General features: G+C 60.7%; 19 protein-coding genes. 18 read left to right on the top strand and 1 reads right to left on the bottom strand.

Annotated features, from left to right (window positions below; translation table 11 throughout):
* The first annotated feature begins 82 nt into the window (after positions 1–82).
* The 11 genes from RAE21_RS07960 (at position 83) to RAE21_RS07910 (ending at position 14,791) form a co-directional block, all read left to right on the top strand.
* The gene (locus RAE21_RS07960) at positions 83–328 is read left to right on the top strand and encodes a TIGR04438 family Trp-rich protein (RefSeq protein ID WP_313875873.1); all 246 of its coding nucleotides are present in this window, start codon (positions 83–85) and stop codon (positions 326–328) included.
* A gap of 60 nt (positions 329–388) precedes the next feature.
* The gene (gene ilvD, locus RAE21_RS07955; RefSeq protein WP_313880907.1) at positions 389–2,245 is read left to right on the top strand and encodes a dihydroxy-acid dehydratase; all 1,857 of its coding nucleotides are present in this window, start codon (positions 389–391) and stop codon (positions 2,243–2,245) included.
* 52 nt (positions 2,246–2,297) lie between these two features.
* The gene (gene lgt, locus RAE21_RS07950) at positions 2,298–3,098 is read left to right on the top strand and encodes a prolipoprotein diacylglyceryl transferase (RefSeq protein ID WP_313880906.1); all 801 of its coding nucleotides are present in this window, start codon (positions 2,298–2,300) and stop codon (positions 3,096–3,098) included.
* A 153-nt stretch (positions 3,099–3,251) separates the two neighbouring features.
* Positions 3,252–3,920 (top strand): GntR family transcriptional regulator, encoded by a 669-nt coding sequence (locus RAE21_RS07945; protein WP_313875876.1) that lies wholly within the window; start codon positions 3,252–3,254, stop codon positions 3,918–3,920.
* On the top strand, positions 3,917–5,413 hold the full coding sequence (locus RAE21_RS07940; protein ID WP_313880905.1) for a malonyl-CoA decarboxylase domain-containing protein: 1,497 nt from the start codon (positions 3,917–3,919) through the stop codon (positions 5,411–5,413). Before RAE21_RS07945 ends, RAE21_RS07940 begins: the two co-directional genes overlap by 4 nt.
* Before the next feature lie 42 nt (positions 5,414–5,455).
* Positions 5,456–6,481 (top strand): Bug family tripartite tricarboxylate transporter substrate binding protein, encoded by a 1,026-nt coding sequence (locus tag RAE21_RS07935; RefSeq protein ID WP_313880904.1) that lies wholly within the window; start codon positions 5,456–5,458, stop codon positions 6,479–6,481.
* Positions 6,482–6,489: 8 nt separating this feature from the next.
* Positions 6,490–7,302, top strand: coding sequence for an enoyl-CoA hydratase/isomerase family protein (locus RAE21_RS07930; RefSeq protein ID WP_313880903.1), 813 nt, complete (start codon positions 6,490–6,492; stop codon positions 7,300–7,302).
* A gap of 35 nt (positions 7,303–7,337) precedes the next feature.
* A complete protein-coding gene (locus tag RAE21_RS07925) occupies positions 7,338–8,882 on the top strand; it encodes a malonate--CoA ligase (protein WP_313880902.1) in 1,545 nt (514 codons plus the stop codon).
* A gap of 108 nt (positions 8,883–8,990) precedes the next feature.
* Positions 8,991–10,121, top strand: a complete 1,131-nt coding sequence (locus RAE21_RS07920; RefSeq protein WP_313880901.1) for an FIST signal transduction protein — start codon at positions 8,991–8,993, stop codon at positions 10,119–10,121.
* The gene (locus RAE21_RS07915; RefSeq protein WP_313880899.1) at positions 10,118–13,714 is read left to right on the top strand and encodes a response regulator; all 3,597 of its coding nucleotides are present in this window, start codon (positions 10,118–10,120) and stop codon (positions 13,712–13,714) included. Before RAE21_RS07920 ends, RAE21_RS07915 begins: the two co-directional genes overlap by 4 nt.
* Before the next feature lie 15 nt (positions 13,715–13,729).
* Positions 13,730–14,791, top strand: a complete 1,062-nt coding sequence (locus RAE21_RS07910; RefSeq protein WP_313880898.1) for an HD domain-containing phosphohydrolase — start codon at positions 13,730–13,732, stop codon at positions 14,789–14,791.
* A gap of 63 nt (positions 14,792–14,854) precedes the next feature.
* On the opposite strand, the gene RAE21_RS07905 is transcribed toward RAE21_RS07910, so the two are convergent.
* The gene (locus tag RAE21_RS07905) at positions 14,855–15,298 is read right to left on the bottom strand and encodes a universal stress protein (RefSeq protein ID WP_313880897.1); all 444 of its coding nucleotides are present in this window, start codon (positions 15,296–15,298) and stop codon (positions 14,855–14,857) included.
* A 106-nt stretch (positions 15,299–15,404) separates the two neighbouring features.
* On the opposite strand from RAE21_RS07905, the gene RAE21_RS07900 reads away from it, so the two are divergent.
* The 7 genes from RAE21_RS07900 (at position 15,405) to ccoG (ending at position 22,671) form a co-directional block, all read left to right on the top strand.
* Positions 15,405–17,780 (top strand): heavy metal translocating P-type ATPase, encoded by a 2,376-nt coding sequence (locus tag RAE21_RS07900; RefSeq protein WP_313880896.1) that lies wholly within the window; start codon positions 15,405–15,407, stop codon positions 17,778–17,780.
* Positions 17,780–17,917, top strand: coding sequence for a cbb3-type cytochrome oxidase assembly protein CcoS (gene ccoS / locus RAE21_RS07895; RefSeq protein ID WP_087493533.1), 138 nt, complete (start codon positions 17,780–17,782; stop codon positions 17,915–17,917). The genes RAE21_RS07900 and ccoS overlap by 1 nt, the downstream gene beginning before the upstream one ends.
* Before the next feature lie 100 nt (positions 17,918–18,017).
* On the top strand, positions 18,018–19,451 hold the full coding sequence (ccoN, locus tag RAE21_RS07890) for a cytochrome-c oxidase, cbb3-type subunit I (RefSeq protein WP_313880895.1): 1,434 nt from the start codon (positions 18,018–18,020) through the stop codon (positions 19,449–19,451).
* Between the two features lie 12 nt (positions 19,452–19,463).
* Positions 19,464–20,090 (top strand): cytochrome-c oxidase, cbb3-type subunit II, encoded by a 627-nt coding sequence (gene ccoO, locus RAE21_RS07885; RefSeq protein WP_313880894.1) that lies wholly within the window; start codon positions 19,464–19,466, stop codon positions 20,088–20,090.
* 10 nt (positions 20,091–20,100) lie between these two features.
* A complete protein-coding gene (locus tag RAE21_RS07880) occupies positions 20,101–20,244 on the top strand; it encodes a cbb3-type cytochrome oxidase subunit 3 (RefSeq protein WP_313875888.1) in 144 nt (47 codons plus the stop codon).
* 18 nt (positions 20,245–20,262) lie between these two features.
* A complete protein-coding gene (gene ccoP, locus RAE21_RS07875; RefSeq protein WP_313880893.1) occupies positions 20,263–21,174 on the top strand; it encodes a cytochrome-c oxidase, cbb3-type subunit III in 912 nt (303 codons plus the stop codon).
* A gap of 27 nt (positions 21,175–21,201) precedes the next feature.
* Entirely contained in the window at positions 21,202–22,671 is a 1,470-nt protein-coding gene (gene ccoG / locus RAE21_RS07870) for a cytochrome c oxidase accessory protein CcoG (protein ID WP_428983999.1), read from the top strand.
* Positions 22,672–22,674 lie beyond the last annotated feature (3 nt).

Below are 22,674 nucleotides of genomic sequence, written 5' to 3'. Positions count from 1 at the left end.
GCTAACATCTCTACAACGGGATTGTAGTAACGCAGGTTGACCCCCCCAATAGAAACAGGGGCAACACATTGGAGCAAATACTATGTATTTTCTGGGTTTGGGTTTGATTCTTCTGGCCATGAAATACCTGCTGATCGAGCCGGTAGCCGCGTGGGCTTGGTGGCAGGTTCTGGTGCCTTTTGCACTGGCAATTGCCTGGTGGGCGTGGGCGGACAGTTCCGGCTACACCAAACGCAAGGCCATGGACAAGGAAAATGCCCGCAAGCAGGCCCGCATAGACCGCCAGCGGGAAGCCATGGGGCTGCAGGGGTCTAAAAAACGTCGCTGAGGGGCTGGAGGATAATCTCTGGCGCCCCCACTCTGTTCAACCGAATATCTATTTCACACCATGCCAGCTTACCGTTCCAAGACCTCCACTGCCGGCCGCAACATGGCCGGTGCACGCTCTTTGTGGCGCGCGACCGGCATGAAGGATGCTGACTTCAGCAAGCCCATCATCGCCGTCGTGAATTCGTTCACCCAGTTCGTGCCGGGCCACGTGCACCTCAAAGACTTGGGTCAGTTGGTCGCGCGCGAGATCGAGGCAGCGGGCGGTGTTGCCAAAGAGTTCAACACGATTGCCGTGGACGACGGTATCGCCATGGGCCATGACGGCATGTTGTATTCGCTGCCTAGCCGCGACATCATTGCTGACAGCGTGGAATACATGGTTAACGCGCACTGCGCCGATGCCATGGTGTGTATCTCCAATTGCGACAAGATCACCCCCGGCATGTTGATGGCCGCTATGCGCCTGAACATTCCCGTGGTTTTTGTGTCCGGCGGCCCGATGGAGGCCGGCAAGGTCAAGTTGCTCAACCCCACGACCCAGAAAATTGAGTTCCGAAAGCTCGACTTGGTCGATGCCATGGTCATGGCCGCAGACGACAAGGTCAGCGATGCGGATGTTGCGGAAGTCGAGCGCTCTGCCTGCCCCACCTGCGGCTCTTGCTCTGGCATGTTCACCGCCAACTCCATGAACTGCCTGACCGAAGCTCTGGGCTTGTCTTTGCCCGGTAACGGTACCGTGTTGGCAACCCACGCCGACCGCGAGCAATTGTTCAAGCGTGCGGGTCATCTGGTGGTGGAGCTCTGCAAGCGTTACTACGAAGAGGAGGACAGCAGCATCCTGCCGCGCTCCATGGGCTTCAAGGCCTTCGAGAACGCGATGGCGCTGGACATTGCCATGGGCGGCTCCACCAACACCATCTTGCACATTCTGGCCATTGCCCAGGAAGCGGAAATCGACTTCACCATGGCCGATATCGATCGCATGTCCAAGATCGTGCCGCAGCTGTGCAAAGTCGCCCCGAACACGGACAAGTACCACATTGAAGACGTGCACCGCGCAGGCGGCATCATGGGCATTCTGGGTGAACTGGACCGCGCGGGCCGTTTACACACCGACTTGGCTACTGTGCACAGCAAAACCATGAAGGACGCGCTCGACCAGTGGGATATTGCCCGCAACCCGTCGGACGCGGTCAAGACCTTTTACAAGGCTGGCCCCGGCGGGATTCCTACCCAGGTGGCGTTCAGCCAGGCCGCCCGTTGGCCCAGCCTCGACACCGACCGCGCTACAGGCTGCATCCGCTCTGTGGAGCACGCCTTCAGCAAAGAAGGCGGTTTGGCGGTGCTGGTCGGCAATATTGCGCTCAATGGTTGTGTCGTCAAAACCGCGGGCGTGGATGACAGCTTGCTGGTGTTTGAAGGCCCTGCCCACGTGGTGGAGTCGCAAGACGAAGCGGTCGCCAATATTTTGGCCGACAAGGTGGTAGCGGGTGACGTGGTCATCGTGCGTTACGAAGGCCCCAAGGGCGGCCCCGGCATGCAAGAGATGCTGTACCCCACCAGCTATATCAAGTCCAAGGGCTTGGGCAAGGCCTGCGCGCTGTTGACCGATGGCCGCTTCTCTGGCGGTACCTCAGGTCTGTCCATCGGTCACGCTTCGCCTGAAGCGGCTGCGGGTGGTGCTATCGGCCTGGTTCGCAATGGCGACCGTATCCGCATCGACATCCCCAACCGTTCGATCAACGTGCTGGTTTCGGATGAAGAGTTGGCAGCCCGCCGCGTAGAGCAGGACAAGCTGGGCTGGAAGCCTGCCCAACCACGCCCCCGCAAGGTGACAGCCGCTCTCAAGGCCTACGCCAAGTTGGTCATGTCTGCCGACAAGGGCGCCGTGCGCGACCTCTCGTTGCTCGATTAAGCAGCCCGCACACCGGGGCAGTAGGCTGCTCCGGTGTGCTTTTTAGGTTTTCATGCTGATTCATCCTCAAATTGACCCGATTGCGCTGCAATTGGGCCCGGTCGCTGTGCATTGGTACGGCCTGACCTACCTCGTCGCTTTTGGGCTATTCCTGTACTTGGGCGCGCGCAGGCTGCGTCAGCCTGCATTTGCGGCAGGGCAGGGTGCTTGGTCGTTCAAGGACATTGAGGACATTTTGTTCCTCGGTGTTATGGGCGTGGTGCTCGGTGGGCGCATAGGCTACTGCCTGTTCTACAAGCCCGGCTACTACGCCAGCCATCCGCTGGAAGTCTTGTACGTCTGGCAAGGCGGCATGAGTTTCCATGGCGGCATGCTCGGGGTGATCGGCTCCATGTTGTGGTTTGCCCACTCGCGCAAAAAGTCCTTCTGGCAAGTCGCAGATCTGGTGGCTCCCTGTGTACCCACCGGGCTGGCCTTGGGGCGGGTCGGCAACTTCATCAACGGGGAGTTGTGGGGGCGGGTGGCGGACCCCACGTTGCCATGGGGAATGGTGTTCCGCGATGGGGGCCCGCTGCCGCGCCATCCATCGCAAATTTATCAGTTCCTGCTGGAGGGGCTGCTGCTCTTCGTGTTGCTCTGGTGGTATGCCAACAAGCCGCGCAAGCAAGGGCAAGTGGCTGCGGCATTTTTGTTGGGCTATGGCGTGTTCCGTTTCATTGCCGAGTTCTTCCGGGAGCCGGATGCCCACCTTGGTTTACTGAGTCTGGGCATGAGCATGGGGCAGTGGCTCTGTGTGCCGATGATTCTGGGTGGCGCAGCCTTGTGGCTTTGGGCAGATCGCCGTAAAGCCTGATTTCACGGTCTACTGACCGAAGAACTCCACTTAAGCACCCCACGGGTAAGTACCGGGGGTGCTTTTTTGTTTTGCGCTCTATGATTTTTCGTAATTACCGGTAATTATGAAAAATTGCCGGCTTGGAAATGTTCCTCAGGAGTGTGTCTGCCGATGCGTGCTGTTCCCAATTCCTTGCATGACGACGTAGCCGACCGGCTGCGGCATCGCATTTTTGAAGGGGCATTGCCGGCGGGCGCTTATGTGGATGAGGTTGCACTCTGCACCGAATGGTCCATCTCACGCACGCCCTTGCGCGAGGCGCTCAAGGTGCTGGCGGCCGAAGGGCTGATCCGGCACGAACCGCGGCGCGGTAGTTTTGTCAGCGAGGTCACCGAGCGGGACTTGGACGACATATTTCCGGTCATTGCCTTGCTGGAAGGCCGCTGCGCCTTCGAGGCGGCGCGCAAGGCCACGGCGGCAGACTTGGCGGCCCTTGAGGCACTGCACCTGAATTTGCAGGCGCACGCTGCGGCAGGGCGGATCCCCGACTACTACGCTACCAACTACACGATCCACGAGGCCATCATCACCCTTGCGGACAACCGGTGGCTGGCCCAGTCGATCGCGGATCTTCGAAAAATTCTCAAGCTCGCGCGCTTGCAGCAGTTGCGTGCCCCCGGGCGCTTGGAGCAGAGCCTCAGTGAGCATCTTGCTGTGTTTGCCGCCATCCGCGCAGGTGACGCAGAGGCCGCCGATGCCGCCATGCGCAACCACTTGCTGCGCCAGCGTGAAGCTTTGCGGGAATTGGCTCATTACGGAAAGAGCAGGTTATTGGCATGACACAAGATTCCTGGATCAACCGCAACGTCGTGCGGCTACTGCCGCGGGGTTTTAAGCAAAATGTGCCGCAGGCGCCCGTAAATAGTGCGCAAGATGCTCCTGATTTGATAGTGGTGAAGGCGGCATCCAGCGTTTTCAAAGGGCGCCCGCAGGTGCGCAGCACCCGTGAGCGTTTGCAGGGAACGCTGCGCCAAAGTAACGAGGCCTTGTCGCCCAGGGTGCTGCGTCGCATTTTGCAAGAGCTCCAGGCGGTGATTGACGGGCGGGTGAGCGAGGTTGAAGGCGGGCGTCGGGCAGCGGCCCTGATGGCCTGGTATGCCGGCGCCACCCTGCCACGCCGCCTCGATATGTGGCTGCTGATGAGTGAAATGTTTGTGGCGGACCCGGTGAAAGCCCAAGCGGCGCAGGCACAGTTTGCTGCGGCGCTCGGCACCCCTGATGAAGCCGCCGCCGAAGTCCACTACCGCCGGGCCACGGTGTCGCCGCGCCGGCGCTTGCTGCAGCGCTTCAGCGCCGATGCGGCCGGCATCCGCTTTCTGGTGAATCTGCGGGCGGAAATGCAGAGCGCATTGAAGTCCGACAAGCGGCTGCAGGCGCTGGATGTGGAGATGGAGTACATGTTCTCCACCTGGTTCGACGTGGGCTTTCTGGAGCTACGCCGCATCAGCTGGGACTCTCCGGCCTCCCTCGTCGAGAAACTCATCAAATATGAGGCGGTGCACGACATCAAAAGTTGGGCCGATGTGAAAAACCGGCTCGACTCTGACCGCCGGTGCTACGGTTTCTTTCATCCCCGCCTGCCCGATGAGCCGCTGATTTTTGTGGAAGTGGCTTTGGTGGATGCGCTGGCGGACTGCATCACCCCACTGCTGGACGAGTCTGCGGATGCGGTGGATTTGAATGCGGCCACCACGGCGATTTTTTACTCCATCAGCAACACGCAGGATGGCCTGCGGGGTGTCAGCTTTGGCGACTCGCTCATCAAGCGTGTGGTGGAAACACTTAAAACCGAGTTTCCCCGCCTTAAGACCTTTGCCACGCTGTCCCCGATTCCCGGCTTCAGGAGCTGGCTGCAAAAAAACGCGGCTGCGCAGTTAGAGCGGCTTGACGCCTCTGCGCGCGAAGAGCTGGGCCGCGCGGTCGGCTTTGAGCCGGTCACCGCGGCCCATTTTCTGGCGGCCTGCGAGACCCCCTTGGCGCTGAAGCCGACGTCGGCAGTGCGCCTGATGCTCATGCGCTGTGCCGCCCAGTACCTTGGCCGCGAAACGCTGCACGACAAGCCCTTGGACCCGGTTGCCCGGTTCCATTTGGGCAACGGTGCACGGGTGGAGCGCCTCAATTGGGCCGGTGACCCTTCGGGCAAGGGCCTGAAGCAGTCCTACGGGCTGATGGTCAATTACCTCTACGACCTGCAGCGGCTCGACAAATACCGGGAAGGCCTGGCCCATGGCCGGATTCCGGTGGCTAGTGCAGTGAGTACCTTGTATTTTTAGTCAGCGACAGTGTGTAACCCCAACAATAAGCAGGAGACAGACATGGCACATGAAAAAGACTTTTCCACCCCCGACCAGGCTTGCGGCACCAGTCGCCGCCGTATCTTGGGCGCCGGCTCGGCCCTGGCGGCTGCATGGGCGTTGGCCCCTGCAGGCGCTCTGGCACAGTCCAAATGGCCGGCCAAGCCGGTGACGCTGGTGGTGCCGTTCCCGGCAGGTGGCGGCACCGATGCCTTTGCCCGCCCGATGTCGGCCCAGTTTGCCAAGCTCACAGGCACCCAGCTGGTGATTGACAACCGCGGCGGCGCCGGTGGCACCTTGGGGGCCGGTATCGCGGCCAAGGCCGCGCCCGATGGCTACACCTTGTTTATGGGTGCGGTGCACCACGCGATTGCGCCCAGCATGTACCCCAAGTTGGACTACGACATTGAAAAAGACTTTATCCCCTTGGCCCTAGTCGCCAACGTGCCGCAAGTGCTCGTGGTGAATCCCAAGAACGTGCAAGGCGACTTCAAGGCATTTTTGGCGCAGGTCAAGGCCAACCCGGGCAAACTCAACTACGGCTCCGCAGGTGGCGGCACCTCGCACCACCTGGCAGGTGAGCTGTTCAAACAGCAGACCGGCACCTTCATCACCCATATTCCCTACCGCGGGGCCGGCCCTGCGCTGCAAGACCTGATGGCGGGCAGTGTGGACATGATGTTTGACGGCCTGGGTTCTTCCGCTGCGCACATCAAGGGCGGGCGTATCAAGGCCCTCATGGTGTCCGGCAGCAAGCGCAGCCCGGCGTTTCCCGATGTGCCCTGCGCGGCCGAGTTGGGGCTGCCCAACTACACCGTGACCACCTGGTACGGGCTGTGGGCTCCCAAAGGCACACCGGCTGACATTCAGGCGCGTGTGGTGGAAGAGGTGAACCGCATCTCCATGGCGGACGACATCAAAACCAGCTGGGCCAACAACGGCGCCGAATTCGGCAAACTCACTCCGGCGCAGTTCGGCGGCTTTGTGAGTGCCGAGGTCAAGCGCTGGGCCACAGTGGTCAAGGCCTCGGGCGCCAAACTCGACTAAGGAGCACCATGGCAGGCGGGATTGCAATCGAGCGGGATGCCTACGGAACACCCGGTGTATGGGCTCTGACCCTCACCCACACCGGCAAATTCAACGCCATGTCCCGCAGCATGTGGGCGGAGTTGAAAGCAGTGTTCGAGGCGGTGCAGGCGGACCCCGGCGTGCGCTGTGTGCTGCTGCGTGGCGACCAGGGCCACTTCTGTGCCGGCGGCGATATTGCCGAGTACCCTGGCTTCCGTTTCGATGCCGCCCAATTGGAGCACTTCCATGAGCGGGAGGTGTGGGGTGGTTTGCAGGCCATGCTCGATTGCGACGTTCCCATCATCGCCCTGATCGAGGGCAACTGCATGGGGGCGGGCATGGAGATCGCCAGCTGTTGCGATCTGCGCCTGGCAGCCGACACCGCCCGTTTTGGCGCCCCGATTGCCCGCTTGGGTTTTCCGATGGCGCCGCGCGAGGCCGCACTGGTGGGGCGGGTGGCCGGAGCCACCGTCGCCCGCGCCATGCTGCTGGCCGCCGAGGTGTTTGATGCCCCGGCCATGCTCGTACACGGCTTCCTCACCCGCGTGTGCATGGCAGCAGAGCTGGGCAGTGCGGGCCATGAGTTGGCCGTGCGCATCGCGGGGCTGGCCCCACAAGCAGCCCGCTTGAACAAGCAAACACTTCGTAGGCTAAATGAGCCTGTAGCGCCCGCAGAATATGCGCATATAGCTCCTGATTTGATAGCAAGTGAGCTGCGAGATCCCTACGCCTATGCCGACTCTTCCGAGCACCGCGAAGGCATCACTGCCTTTCTCGACAAGCGCAAGCCGGTGTTTTGACCGGCTCCTCTTTTCCTTTTGATTTCACGCACCCTATGAGCAACAACAAAACCCTTGCGGCACCTGACGCGAATTTGTTCACCGCATTGCGCGCAGCTTTTCCGGCCGACATGACCCGCACCGCGGTAGAGACTGATAGCGGTTTGCACTACTCCTGGCGCGACCTCGACGAGGCCACCGCCATGGTGGCCAATCTATTCGGATTCTTGGACCTAGCACCCGGCAGCCGGGTGGCGGTACAGGTGGACAAGTCGGTCGAGGCCTTGGTCTTGTATCTCGCAACGTTGCGTGCCGGGCTCGTTTACCTGCCGCTGAACACCGCCTACCAAAGCGCGGAAATGGAATATTTCTTGGGCGATGCCAAACCCGCGGTGCTGGTGTGCGCAGGCCGCAACTTTGGCTGGCTCAGCAAGATGGCTTTCCTGGCCGGCACCCGGCATGTGTTTTCGCTCAATGACGATCGCACCGGGACGCTGCTGGAGCGCGCCTCGCACTACCCGCGCACCCACACACCGGTACCGCGGGCCCCGGACGATCTGGCCGCCATCATTTACACCAGTGGCACCACCGGCCGCAGCAAAGGTGCGATGCTGAGCCATGGCAACCTGCTGAGCAATGCGCAGGTGCTGCAGCAACACTGGGACTGGAAGGCTGGCGACGTGTTGATCCATGCACTCCCAATATTCCATGTGCATGGATTGTTTGTGGCCATTCACGGCGCGCTCATTAACGGCAGCACCATGCTTTGGTGCGCCAAGTTCGAGCCCGCCACCGCCTTGCGGCTCATGGCGCGGGCGACTGTGTTCATGGGCGTGCCCACCCTGTATGTGCGCTTGCTGGCCGAGGCAGGGCTGGACGCCCAGTCCACCCGCCACATGCGCCTGTTTATCTCGGGCTCTGCACCCATGCTGGTCGACACGCACCGCCAATGGCAGGCGCGCACCGGGCACACGATTCTGGAGCGCTACGGCATGTCAGAGACGGTGATGCTGACCTCTAACCCGTGCAAATCGGCAGACGGTGAGCGCATGGTGGGCACCGTGGGCCGGCCCTTGCCCGGCGTGCAGCTGCGGGTGCGGGATGAGGCGGGGCAGCCTGTGCCCACCGGAGAGACCGGCGGCATCGAGGTCAAGGGCTCCAACGTGTTTCAGGGCTACTGGCAAATGCCCGAGAAAACGGCCCAGGAGTTCACTGCAGACGGCTTCTTCAAAACCGGTGACGTGGGCTTTGTGGATGCCAAGGGCTATGTCACGATCGTCGGGCGCAGCAAAGACTTGATCATCAGTGGGGGCTACAACGTTTACCCGGCCGAGATCGAGGGCTACATCAACAACCTGCCCGGCGTAGAAGAGAGCGCGGTTGTGGGCGTGCCGGATGCCGATTTCGGCGAAGTGGGCGTGGCCGTGGTGGTGCCGCTCAAAGGGCACACCCTGGACGGCCCGGCAATGGTCACCACGCTCAAAGGCATGCTGGCGAACTTCAAGGTGCCCAAGCGCTGTGTGATCGTGGATGCGCTTCCCCGCAACGCCATGGGCAAAGTCCAAAAAAATCTTTTGCGTGAGCAGTACAAAAAATCATAAAATACGAAAAATATGTTTTTAATAGTATTTGTGTGATTTTGAGTAAAGCTCTGTAGGCTGGCGTATCATCCGACCTGGCTTCAGATGAACCCCCAAGGGAGCGCCGGTATGGATATTTTTCAAACCACGACGCAAGGCGGAATTCCTGACCCCTCTGGTCTGAATGCCTTGGCCGCCTTTAAGCCCACATGGGTGCTCGCTTTCGGGCCTGAGCCGCTTTTGCGCCAGGCCCACGCCGCCTTGCTCCAGGCGGTGCCGGGTGCTGTGGTGATGGGTTGCAGCACTGCTGGCGAAATTTCTTCGGGCGGGGTGGGTGACGATTCCTTGACTCTCTCAGCCGTGCGCTGGGTGAATGTGCGCACCCTGCAGTCATCCACCGAACTCCGCGACATGGACGACTCGTTGGATGCAGGCATCCGCCTGGCAGGCGGCCTTCCGCGCGCCGGGCTGCGGGCGGTGGTGGTGCTGGCCCAAGGTGTCAAGATGAATGGTACTGCGCTGATCGCGGGCATGACACGGGTGCTGGGCGACCAAGTGCCGCTGGTGGGGGGCATGGCCGGCGACGGCGGGGCGTTTCAGCAAACGGTGGTCATGGACAACCAAGGCGTGAGCGACAACCGGCTGGTCTGTGCCGGCCTTTACGGCGACGGTTTGTCGGTTTCGCATGGGGTCTTTGGTGGTTGGAGTGCCTTTGGCCCCACCAGGCGCGTCACCCGCGCTGACCGCAATGTGCTGTATTCGCTGGATGATGAGCCGGCCTTGAGCACCTACAAACGGTATTTGGGCGATTACGCCAAAGACCTGCCGGCTTCCGGCCTCTTGTTCCCTTTTTCTGTGGTGGCTGCGGACCAGGCGGCGGACGGCTTGTTGCGCACTATTTTGAGTGTGGATGAATCGGCTGGCAGTATCACTTTGGCGGGCGAGGTCGAGGAGGGGAGTTACGTGCGCATGATGCAGGCTGGCACGGATGCGCTGGTTCAAGGGGCAGAGCAGGCGGCGCAAAGCCTGGCGGTGGCCCAATGCCCCGGGCTCGCGTTGATGGTGAGCTGCGTCGGTCGCAAAGTCGTGATGGGTGGTCGGGTCGAGGAAGAAATCGAGGCGGTTGCCTCGGTACTGGGTGATGAGGCCACATTGGCCGGCTTTTATTCGTATGGCGAAATCAGCCCGGCGCACAATGGGGCAGCCTGTTTGTTGCACAACCAAACCATGACGATCACCTATTTCTCGGAAGCGGCATGACTGAGGCCTCCCGCCCCCTGCAACACAAATTATTGGCGCGCCAGGTCAAGCGCCACTTCGGGCTGGACGGAGATGCTTGGCCCGCTGTCCAGCAGGAGCTCGAGGCGCTGGCAAGCGCAGGGGGCGTTTCCCCAGCGGTTGCGAAGGTTCTGAGTGGCTTAGGCCCGTTGATGAGCCGGGTGGAGGACGCTTACCGGCAAAACGACCGGGACTTGGCCCTCAAGGCCCTGAGCCTGGAGCTCAGCTCCCAAGACCTGACAGCCAGCAATACCCGCCTGCGCAACGAGCTGGAAAGCCGCACCCGGGCTATGGACTCCTTGCGGGCCACCGCCACCGAGCTGATGCTCCAGTTGGATCCGCATCACCCGCCCTTGAAGGGCGACTCGCTTGAAGATTTGTCCGAGCTGATGGGGACACTGGTGCGCCAAAAGGAGGAAAGTCAAAAAGACCTCCAGTTCGCACTCACCGACCTTGCCAACCAGAAATTTGCACTCGACCAACACGCCATCGTCAGCACTACCAATGCGGCGGGCGACATTCTGTATGCCAACGACCGCTTCTGCCAGATCAGCGGTTACACCCGGGCGGAGTTGATCGGTCAGAACCACCGCATGATCAACTCCGGGACGCAAGATCAGGTGTATTTCACCAACTTGTGGGGTGTCATTTCCGCTGGACGGGTCTGGCGGGGCGAGATTTGCAACCGCGCCAAAGACGGGCACTTGTACTGGGTCGATGCAACGATTGTTCCGCTCAAAGATGAGTCCGGTACCCCGACCATGTATATCGCGATCCGCACCGATATTTCGGCGCGCAAACGCATGGAAGTGAATATCAAGGCCGCTGAAGCCCGGCTGCGCCACATTACCAACACCTTGCCCGGTGTGGTGTTCCGTGTGCACGTGAACGACAAGGGCATGCACTACACCTTTGTGAATGACAAGGTGATGGAGGTGCGTGGCTTCAGCGTGGATGAACTGCTGGCAGACCCCCATGTGGCGACGCGCCAGGTCTTGGCCGAGGACTGGCCCGTGGTGCGCGATGGCATTCACCAAGCGGCCCAGGAGCGGCAGCCGTGGCAGGGCGAATACCGCATTTGCATGCCGGACAAGTCGATACGCTGGATCCGCACAGAAATCAGCCCGGAACCCGATGACGACCCCAACGGCGACCGCGTATTCACCGGCATCTGGCAGGACGTGACGCGTGCGAAAGAGGCCGATGAGCGGCTCAAAGAGGTGACCCGGCAAATCCCGGTGGCGGTGTTTCAGTACTACGTCACCAAGGGTGGTTTGTTCCGGATTCCGTTCATCAGCCAGGCGGCGGAGAGCATGACGGGCGTTCGCCCCGAGACCATGGCGGAGGACTCCAACATCTTCTTGCAGTCAGTGCATCCGGATGACCGGGACGAGGTAGCCCAGTCGCTGATTGCGGCGTCCCGCTCCGGCGCACCCTGGGGCATGGACTTCCGCATGATGAATATCGAGACCATGGAGATCACCTGGGTGCGCGGGGAGTCGCAGCCCCAGTACAAGCCCAATGGCCATATCGTCTGGAACGGCTTTCTGACTGATATCACCCAGGCCCGTCACATCTCGCAGGAGCTGCAAAAAGCCAAGGATGCTGCCGAGGCGGCCAACCGCGCGAAATCAGACTTTCTTGCCAACATGAGCCACGAAATCCGCACCCCGATGAACGGGGTGATCGGCATGACGGAGCTACTGCTCGACACCACGCTGGACGCCGAGCAACAGGAGTACCTGAATATCGTGAAGTCCTCGTCCGAGGCCTTGCTCCGGGTGATCAACGATATTCTGGATTTCTCCAAAATCGAAGCGGGCAAGATGGACATTGAGGCCATCCCGTTCAACCTCGAGCGCACCATCGCCGACACCCTGAAAGCGGTTGCATTGCGCGCCCACGACAAGGGCTTGGAGGTCGTGTGGGATGTGGCCCCCGATGTCCCCAGGGCCTTGGTCGGGGACCCGGGCCGCTTGCGGCAGGTGCTGGTCAACATTCTCGGCAATGCCATCAAGTTCACAGCCAAAGGCGAGGTGGTGCTGCGGGTGCGTCAGTCGAAAACGCCGGAAGGCCAGCCTTTGCTCCATCTGGCGGTGAGCGACACCGGTATCGGTATCCCGGCTCACAAGCTGAGCAGCGTGTTTGATGCGTTCTCTCAGGAAGACAGCTCCACCACCCGCAAATACGGCGGTACCGGCCTCGGGCTCACCATCTGCGCCCGCCTGGTGGAAGGGATGGGCGGTGCGATCTGGGTGGAAAGCACGCCGGGAGTAGGGAGTACCTTTCATTTCACCGTGGCGCTGGTCCCTGACTTGGCCGCGCCCCTTGAGCCGACCGCCGCCATACGTTTGGATGGCTTGCACCTGCTGGTGGTCGACGACAACCAGGTCAACCGTGAAGTCTTGTGCGGTCTATTGGCCTCGTTTGGCGCCCGCACTTCCCAAGCCGAATCGGGCAGTGCCGCCATTGCGTGGTTGCAGGCCCAGGACACAGCGACTGGCACCGCTGCGTGCGACTTGATTCTGCTCGATGCCCAGATGCCGGAATTGGATGGGTTTGCGACGGCTGCGCGCATCAGAGCGCTGGCGCATTGCCAGGAGCTGCCCATGGTGCTGCTGTCCTCAGCGGGGCTCAAGGGCGATGGCCAGCGTTCGCGCGAAGCGGGTATTGCGGGGTATCTCTCCAAGCCGATTGCCCGTGATGACTTGCTGCAACTGCTGTCAGATGTGTTGAAGCTGCACAAGGTGCGGCCGGAGGTGCTGGTTACCCGCCACTCGATCCGAGACACCCATCCGATGCTGGACATTTTGCTGGTCGAAGACCATGCGATTAACCAAAAACTGGCGGTGACTTTGCTGGAGCGTTGGGGGCACCGGGTCGATGTAGCTGACAACGGCCAGATTGCCCTGCAGATGCTGCCCCAGCGTCACTACGACCTCGTGTTGATGGACATGATGATGCCGGTCATGGACGGCCTGGAGGCCACCCGGCGCATCCGTGCGGGGGAGCTCGGGCGGCGGATTCCCATCATCGCCATGACTGCGAACGCTATGGAGTCTGATCGCAATTTATGCCTTGCGGCGGGTATGGACGACTACGTCTCCAAGCCGATACGGTCTGAAGAGCTCCAGCAGAAGATCACCGAGTTGACGTTTTTGGCTTCGGCGAAAACTGATCCCGCGCCTCTGAGCCCTGAGACTGAGGTAGCCGTGTTGGCGCCACAAGCTACCCGTTTCGACTATGCCGCTGCGCTGACACAGGCTGACCAGGAGATGGTGGATATCGTGGCCGATGTGTTTTGCGAGCAGTGGGAGCAAGACAAGGCCCGTCTGGAAGCCGACCTTGCTGCGGGTGATTTCCACGGCATGTTGCACGCGGCCCATGCCCTGAAGGCGACTTTGTCCTTGTTTGAAGCGCAACCGGCCAGTGCGCTGGCTCAGCGTCTGGAGAGCATGGCCGCTTTCCGGGATGCCGCAGCTGTCGCGGCGCTGATCCCCTCCCTGGTGCGCGAAGTCGAGTCTCTGGTGCAAGCGCTGCGCCAACGTGCCGGCAGCTACGGACAGAATATTTAAGGCCATACTGTGACCATGCAGGACGTACTCATCATCGACGACACGGAAATCAACCTGATTCTTTTCAGTGCGTTGATCAAAAAGCTGGATAACTGCCGCAGCCACAACTTCGAGAGCCCCCTGCAGGCACTGGATTGGGCAGCGACCAAGCAGCCTGATCTGGTCATCGTGGATTACATGATGCCGGGCATGGACGGTTTGGAGTTCATCCAGCGCTTCCGGTCGCTGGAGGGCTGCGAGGAAGTGCCTATCCTCATGATTACCGCCAATGATCAAAAGCAAGTGCGGTATCGCGCCCTGGACTCCGGCGCCAACGACTTTTTGGCCAAGCCGGTTGACAAGGTGGAGTTTCTGGCGCGCGCCAAGAACATGCTGAGTTTGAGCGCTGCGCGCCGCAAGCTCGCTGATCGCGCGGAGTGGCTGGACTCTGAGGTCAAAAAAGCCACCGCAGTGATTGTGCAGCGCGAGCAGGAGACCGTATTCAGGCTGTGCAAGGCAGCGGAATATCGCGACCCCGAAACGGGGGCACACATTCTGCGAATGGCGCACTATTCCCGCTTGATTGCGAAACACCTGGGGTTGCCGGAGGCGGATCAGGATTTGATTTTGCAGGCCGCACCGATGCATGACATTGGCAAGGTGGGCATTACCGACAATATTCTGCTCAAGCCCGGGCGGCTGACCGGCCCCGAGTTCGAGATCATGAAGCAGCACGCTGAATTTGGATATGAGTTGCTACACGGAAGTACCTCCAAGGTGCTGCAGGCAGGTGCTGAGATTGCACGCGGCCACCACGAAAAATTCGACGGGAGCGGTTACCCCCAAGGCAAGAAAGGCGAGGAGATACCGCTGTTCAGCCGCATCGTGGCGGTTGCTGATGTTTTTGATGCCTTGACCTCCGAGCGCCCGTACAAAAAAGCGTGGACGCTGGAGCAAGCCGTTGACTTTTTGAATACCGGGGCAGGTACCCATTTCGATCCGGCGTGTGTTCAGGCCTTCTTGAATGGATTCGATGAAGTCCTCGAGATCCGGGACCGGTACCAGGAAGAGGAAGAGGCTCCTAGCCCGCAGCTATAGCTATATTTTTAATAGCTACTAGCGCAATGAATACCTGAGCTACAGCCTCTTTTGATCTAAAAATTACTTCAAAACCAGCACCGGCACGGTGGCGTGGGTCAGCACATGTTGGGTCTCGCTTCCCAAGAGCAGCCGCTTAATGCCCTTGCGCCCGTGAGAGGCCATCACTACCAAGTCGCAGCCTTGTTTTTTGATGGTGCTGAGAATCGCGTCCGACACCACATCCGAGCGCACCACTACCGCCTTGGTTTTGATGCCGGCATCCTCTGCCGTTTTTTTGACGGCGTTCACCACCTTCTGGGCGGCATCTCCCCAGGTTTTTTCGACCTGTTTCACATCTTCGCCCACCAAGGCCATCCCGCCTTCAAAGTAGGACTGGGGGTAGCGCTGCACGACTTTGAGTGCGACCAGCTCCGCGCCGGTGAGTCCGGCCAGTTTGATCGCTGTAGCTATTGCTTTTTGGGAGAGCTTGCTGCCGTCGGTGGTGACCAGAATGCGTTGGTACATAGAGTTGCTCCTATAGGTTCGTAGGCCTTCAGATTACGCCGCCCATTGCGGTCTGTCTTGATGTGTATCAAGGTTTATTGCGGACAGGGATCGCAGAATTCCGGCCATGCCTTCCACGCCTATTCCATTGCCTGTCGCATCCCCTTGGGAGGCGGATACCCTGAGCGTGGTGGACCATGCGGCCGAATGGAGTGCCTTCAGCCGCGAGGACCCTGCAGCCCCCGGTCACTGGGAGTCCAACCTGGTGATCGAGGGCATGCACTGCGCAGCATGTGCCTTGACCATTGAAGATGCCTTGCTCAAGGTGCCGGGTGTGGAGTCGGCGCGGGTGAGTGCGGCGAACCGCCGCGCCCGCGTGCGCTGGGCGCAGGACAGGGTAGTGCCCTCCCAGTGGATGCAGGCCCTTCAGAGCGCGGGCTACCGCGCGGTCCCGGCCAACGATGTGTTTGCTGCCGAGCGCCGCAAGGCCGAGTCCCGCAAGGCCTTGTGGCAATGGCTGGTTGCCAGCCTTTGCATGATGCAAGTGATGATGTACGCCTGGCCGGCCTACCAAGCCCGCCCGGGGGATCTTGCGCTGGAGTACGAGCAGCTGTTGCGCTGGGCCTCTTGGGTTTTGTCTTTGCCAGTGGTGCTGTTTTCGTGCGGGCCTTTCTTTCGCAAGGCCTGGTCTGATGTGCGCCATTTGCGGGTCAGCATGGACCTGCCGGTAGCACTGGGCATGCTGATCACCTTTGCGGCCAGCACCGCGGGCACCTTTGATCCTGCAGGCATGTTTGGCCGGGAGGTGTATTTCGACTCGCTGACCATGTTTGTGTTCTTTCTTCTGACCGGGCGTTGGCTGGAAGCCCGCTTGCGTGACCGCACCGCAGGAGCGCTGGATGCATTGATGAACCGCATGCCTGACAGTGTGTTGCGGCAAACCCCGGACGGCGGCTGGGAGCGGGTGGCGGTGCGCCGTTTGCTGGTGGGTGACCTGATGCAGATCCGGGCCGGAGAGGCCTTTGCCGCAGATGGGGTGATCGTGCAGGGCCGCACCTGCGTGGATGAGTCTTTGCTGACGGGTGAATCCGAGGCTCTGGCCCGCAGCGTGGGCCAGTCGGTGATTGCGGGCAGCCACAACCTCGAGGGCACGGTACAGGTGAGGGTGGTCGCATTGGGCGAGGCCACCCGCTTTGCCCAGATTCTGGCCTTGATGGAGGGAGCCTCGCTTTCCAAGCCGGGTGCCGCATTGCTGGTCGATCGTTGGGCCAGCCCTTTCTTGATCGGCGTGCTGCTGGCGGCTGGGGCTGCAGCGGTGTGGTGGTGGCCGCAGAATCCGGCCCATGCGGTCATGGTGGCGGTGTCGGTGTTGATCGTGACCTGCCCTTGCGCTTTGTCCCTCGCCACCCCCGCGGCCATGCTGGCCGCCGCAGGCAACCTCGCGCGGCAGGGTTTGCTGGTGCGCAGTCTGCCCTCGCTCGAGAGCTTGGCTGCTGTCGATACGGTGGTGTTTGACAAAACCGGCACGCTCACGCGCGATGCCATGACATGTAAGGCGGTACACACCCGCCCCGGCGTGTCGCGCGAAGCCGCGTTGGCCTGCGCAGCCGGGCTGGCAGCGCATTCGCTGCATCCACTTTCCCGGGCGATTGGACAGCTCGCTGTGCAAGAAGGGGTGACACCGGTGGCGGTGCAGGCGCCTCAGGAAATAGCCGGGCAGGGCGTGCAAGCCCAAGCGCTGCCGCTCGCGGGATCGGCAGAAGGCTCCGCCGGCATCTCTGAAGGCCGTATGCGCCTGGGGTCGGCCACTTTCTGCGGCGCTGCACCGGACGCGCCCGACGCCACTGCCCCAACCGGACCTGTCGTCCACCTGCAGGATGCGCAGGGCTGGTTGGCCAGTTTCTACTGGCAAGAAGAGTTGCGCAGCGATGCCCTGACCGTGATTGCGGCCTTGCAAGCGCAGGGGGTGGCGGTGCATTTGCTCTCGGGCGACCGCGTTGCCGCTGCAAGAGCGATGGGGCAACGTCTTGGCATCACGCACGTGGCGGGCGGCTGCTCGCCGGTGGACAAGTTGGACTATGTGCACCAGTTGCAAGGTCGCGGCCACGTGGTGGCCATGGTCGGCGATGGACTGAATGACGGCCCGGTGTTGGCGGGGGCCCATGTGTCCTTTGCATTCGGGCGGGCGGTGTCGATCACGCAGTCCCGTGCCGATTTTGTGGCACTCGGAGACCAGTTGCACAGCGTGTACACCGCGCTGATGCTGGCCCGCAAAACACTCCGGGTGGTGCGGCAAAACCTGTGGTGGGCACTTGCCTACAACGTGGCGTGCATACCGTTGGCGATCGCCGGCTATTTGCCTGCATGGCTGGCCGGTCTGGGTATGGCGGCCAGCTCTTTGCTGGTCGTGCTCAACGCCTTGCGCCTGTCATCCGGCAGCAGCCTGCAGACCTCGGGCAGCGGTCTGCTGCCAGCGGTCACTTTTTCAACCCGGGGGGCGTGATGGACATCCTGTATTTGTTGGTGCCGCTGTCGGTGGTGCTGGTGTTTTTCATTCTGGCCGGTCTCTGGTGGGCCATAGACCGGGGGCAGTTTGAAGACATCGAGTCTGAAGGGGAGCGCATTTTGCGCGAACCCTGAAAAAGGTTCCCCGCTTTTTCTCCGCCGGTTGATGTGGGTCAACTCGCTCAAGTAAAGCCCGACAGACACTCGCTGTGAAGCAATCCAAGAAGAGGTAAATATGGCATTTCCAAATCAGCAGGCGACGGCGTACAACGATACCGTTGTGCGCCAGTTCGCCATCATGACGGTGGTCTGGGGAGTGGTCGGCATGTTGGTGGGCGTGATCATTGCCGCCCAACTCGCCTGGCCCGAACTCAACTTCGGTATCCCCTGGCTCAGCTACGGGCGGCTGCGCCCCCTGCACACCAACGCGGTGATTTTTGCGTTCGGCGGTTGCGGCTTGTTCGCCTCGGCCTACTACGTCGTGCAGCGCACCTGTCACGTGCGCATCTTCAGCGACAAGCTGGCAGCATTCACCTTCTGGGGCTGGCAGTTGGTCATTCTGGCCGCCGCCATTTCCTTGCCCCTGGGGTACACCTCCGGCAAGGAATACGCCGAACTGGAGTGGCCGATTGACATCCTGATCACCCTGGTCTGGGTGTCGTTTGCCGTGGTGTTTTTCGGTACCGTGGGTACCCGTAAGGTCAAGCACATTTATGTGGCCAACTGGTTCTTTGGCGCCTTCATCATTGCGGTAGCCATCCTGCACTTGGTGAACAGTGCTGCGATTCCTGCAGGCTTGATGAAGAGCTACTCGGCTTACGCCGGTGTGCAAGATGCGATGGTGCAATGGTGGTACGGCCACAACGCGGTGGGCTTCTTTTTGACGGCCGGCTTCCTGGGCATGATGTATTACTTCATTCCCAAGCAGGCGGAGCGGCCTGTGTACAGCTACCGCCTGTCGATCGTCCACTTCTGGGCGCTGATCTTCACCTACATGTGGGCGGGCCCACACCACCTGCACTACACGGCGCTGCCTGACTGGACGCAGTCAGTGGGCATGGTGTTCTCGCTGATTCTCTTGGCGCCCAGCTGGGGCGGCATGATCAACGGCATCATGACCCTGTCGGGTGCTTGGCACAAGCTGCGCGACGATCCGATTCTGCGTTTCCTGATCGTGTCCCTGTCCTTCTACGGCATGTCCACCTTCGAGGGCCCGATGATGTCCATCAAGACGGTCAATGCCCTGAGCCACTACACCGATTGGACTGTGGGCCACGTGCACTCCGGCGCTTTGGGTTGGGTGGGTCTGGTGACCATGGGTTCGATGTACTACCTGATTCCCCGCCTGTTCGGCCGCAAAGAGATGTACAGCGTCAAAGCGATTGAGCTGCACTTCTGGACTGCCACGATCGGCATCGTGATCTATATCGCGGCGATGTGGATTGCCGGTGTGATGCAAGGCCTGATGTGGCGCGCTATCAACCCTGACGGCACTTTGACCTACACCTTCGTTGAGTCGGTGAAAGCGACCTATCCCTTCTATGTGCTGCGTTTGTTGGGTGGACTGCTGTACCTGGGCGGCATGTTGATCATGCTCTGGAACACCCTGATGACGGTCACTGCCGGACGCGCCAACACGGTGGCGATCCCCGCGGCAGCCCACGCTTAAAAGGAAATTTGTATGGCAAACGAAAAAAGTGCATCCGGTCTGTCGCACGAGAAGATCGAGACCAGCAACTTTCTGATGATCGTGTTGATCCTGCTGGTGTTGCTTGCAGGCGGCATGGTGGAGATTGTTCCGCTGTTCTTTCAAAAGTCGACCACGGAGCCGATCAAGGGTATCCAGCCTTACACCGCACTGCAGCTGGCTGGGCGTGATGTGTATATCCGCGAGGGTTGCTACAACTGCCACTCGCAGATGATCCGGCCATTCCGCGCCGAGACACTGCGCTACGGCCACTACTCGGTGGCTGGCGAGTCGGTATATGACCACCCATTCCAATGGGGCAGCAAGCGCACCGGCCCGGACCTGGCTCGTGTGGGCGGCAAATACAGCGATGAGTGGCATCGCATCCACTTGGTGAACCCGCGTGATGTGGTGCCTGAGTCCAACATGCCGGCCTACCCCTGGTTGGAGAAAAACCTGGTGGACGCGGAAAGCCTGCCATCGCACCTGCGCGCCCTGCGCAAGGTGGGCGTGCCCTACACCGACGAGCAGATCGCCAAGGCGTCTGAAGAGGTCAAGGGCAAGACTGAACTCGAAGCCACGATCGCGTATTTGCAGGTCTTGGGCCTGGCGCTGAAATAAGGGGATTCACATGGATATGGATGTCAACACCCTGCGCTCCGTCACCACGGTCATCAGCTTCGTGGTCTTTATCGCGATTGTCCGTTGGGCCTGGTCGAAGAGCCGTGCCCACGACTTTCAGGACGCCGCCAATCTGCCGTTTGAGCAGGACTGAGCCTCGTAAGGAATCAAAATGAGTGACTTCACAAGCAACTTCTGGTCGGTCTATGTGACCGCCGTTACGGTCATCGGCATTGCAGCCTGCCTGTTCCTCTTGTGGTTCAGTGGCAAAGCCAAAGCCATGACCGCCCACGACAACACCACCGGCCACGTGTGGGACGGTGACCTGCGCGAGATGAACAACCCTTTGCCACGCTGGTGGGTCGGGCTGTTCGTTATCACGATCATTTTTTCGGCGATTTACCTCGCTTTCTACCCGGGCCTCGGCGCTTCAGCCGGCAAACTCGGCTGGACCTCTACCGGTCAGTTCCAAGCGGAGATCGCCAAGGGGGAGGCCGACATTGCGCCGATTTATGCGCGCTTTGACGCCATGTCTGCAGAGGACATCGCCAAAGACCCGCAAGCCCATGCGATTGGCGAGCGTTTGTTCATGAATAACTGCTCCCAGTGCCATGGCTCGGATGCCCGGGGTTCCAAGGGCTTTCCCAACCTGACCGATGCCGATTGGCTGCATGGTGGTTCGCCCGAGAAAATCATGGAGACGCTGAACCAAGGCCGTGTCGGCCAGATGCCTCCCATGGCGGCGGCAGTGGGTTCGGGTGATGACGTGAAAAACCTGGCCAACTACGTGTTGAGTTTGTCGGGCAGTCCGCACGATTCGGTGCGGGCCAACTTGGGCAAATCCAAGTTCGCAGCTTGCGCGGCCTGCCACGGCTCCAACGGAAAAGGCAACCCTGCGTTGGGTGCGCCCAACCTGACCGATGACATCTGGCTCCATGGCTATGGCGAGAGCGCCATCATCAATATCGTGACCAACGGCAAGGTCAACCAGATGCCTGCACAGGCGCAGAAGCTCTCGCCCGCGCAAATCAAGGTGTTGTCGTCCTATGTATGGGGCTTCTCCAACACCGGTGCGGTCAAGTAACGCTGGCTGAACCCTGAAGGATATTCCTTGAACGCACCTGCCTCCACTGCTGAGAAGAAGATCATCCCGATCGTTGCGTCACCGGACAAGGGGCCTATCGCCCCCCCACCTGGTGCCGACGAGGAGACGATTGCCCTGTACGAAGCGCATCAAAAGATTTACCCGCGCAGCGTATCGGGCTACTTCTCGAAGTGGCGGTGGGCGCTGGTGTTTCTGACCCAGCTGGTGTTTTATGGATTGCCGTGGCTGGAGTGGGGGCAGCGCCAGGCGGTGCTGTTCGATCTCGGGGCACGGCGGTTCTATATCTTCAACCTCGTGTTGTATCCCCAGGACTTTGTATACCTCACCGGTATTCTGGTGATCTCGGCACTGTCTTTGTTTTTGTTTACGGCGGTGGCCGGGCGTTTGTGGTGTGGCTACGCCTGCCCCCAAACGGTGTACACCGAAATTTTTCTCTGGCTGGAGAAGCTGGCCGAGGGAGACCGGTCTGCCCGCATGCGGCGTGACGCGGGCCCATGGAATGTCGACAAGGTCTGGCGCAAAACTGCCAAGCAGCTCATGTGGATTGCTGTGGGCTTGTGGACCGGTTTTACCTTTGTGGGCTACTTCACCCCCATACACAGTCTGGCCGGTGCGGTCATGGCCATGTCCATGGGGCCGTGGGAGACCTTCTGGGTACTGTTTTACGGCTTTGCCACCTATGGCAATGCCGGCTACATGCGTGAGCAGGTCTGCAAATACATGTGCCCGTATGCGCGCTTTCAGAGTGCCATGTTTGACAAAGACACCCTGATCGTGACCTATGACGAATTGCGCGGGGAACCCCGTGGCGGGCGCTCCAAGAAAGCCGATCTCTCCACCCTCAAGCTGGGCGCGTGTATCGACTGCAGCTTGTGTGTGCAGGTCTGCCCGACCGGTATTGATATCCGCAAGGGGCTGCAGTACGAGTGCATAGGCTGTGGTGCCTGTGCCGATGTGTGCGACACCGTCATGGACAAAATGGGCTACGCCCGTGGCCTGGTGAAGTACTCGACCCAGAATGCAGTGAACCAGCGCTGGAGCGGCGCCGATATCTTGCGCCATGTGCTGCGCCCCCGGGTGCTGGTGTACAGCAGTGTCCTGCTGGCGGTGGTGCTGGCGATGCTGGTCAGCCTTTGGATGCGCGCGCCTTTCAAGGTGGACGTGGAGCGCGACCGCAGCACACTGGCCCGCATCGTGTCGGGCGGCCGGCTGGAGAATGTGTACCGCCTGCAGATCATGAATGCCCGGGAGACCCCGCAAACTTTTGAGGTCAGCGCCGAGGGCTTGCCGGGCCTGACGCTTTCCACCGATTCCAGCATGGAAGTCGGCCCGACCGAATCCCGCTGGATTGCGATTCGCGTGCAGCTGCCGTATGAAGGTGCAGCTCCGGGATCGCATCCCATCCATTTCACGGTGAAATCGGCCCCTGACGCTGCAGTGGTGACCGAGAAGTCCGTATTCATAGTTCCGCGTTAAGAA

This window comes from Rhodoferax potami (assembly GCF_032193765.1).
GTDB classification, from domain to species: domain Bacteria; phylum Pseudomonadota; class Gammaproteobacteria; order Burkholderiales; family Burkholderiaceae_C; genus Allorhodoferax; species Allorhodoferax potami.
This window is presented reverse-complemented; position numbering and strand designations above follow the sequence as displayed.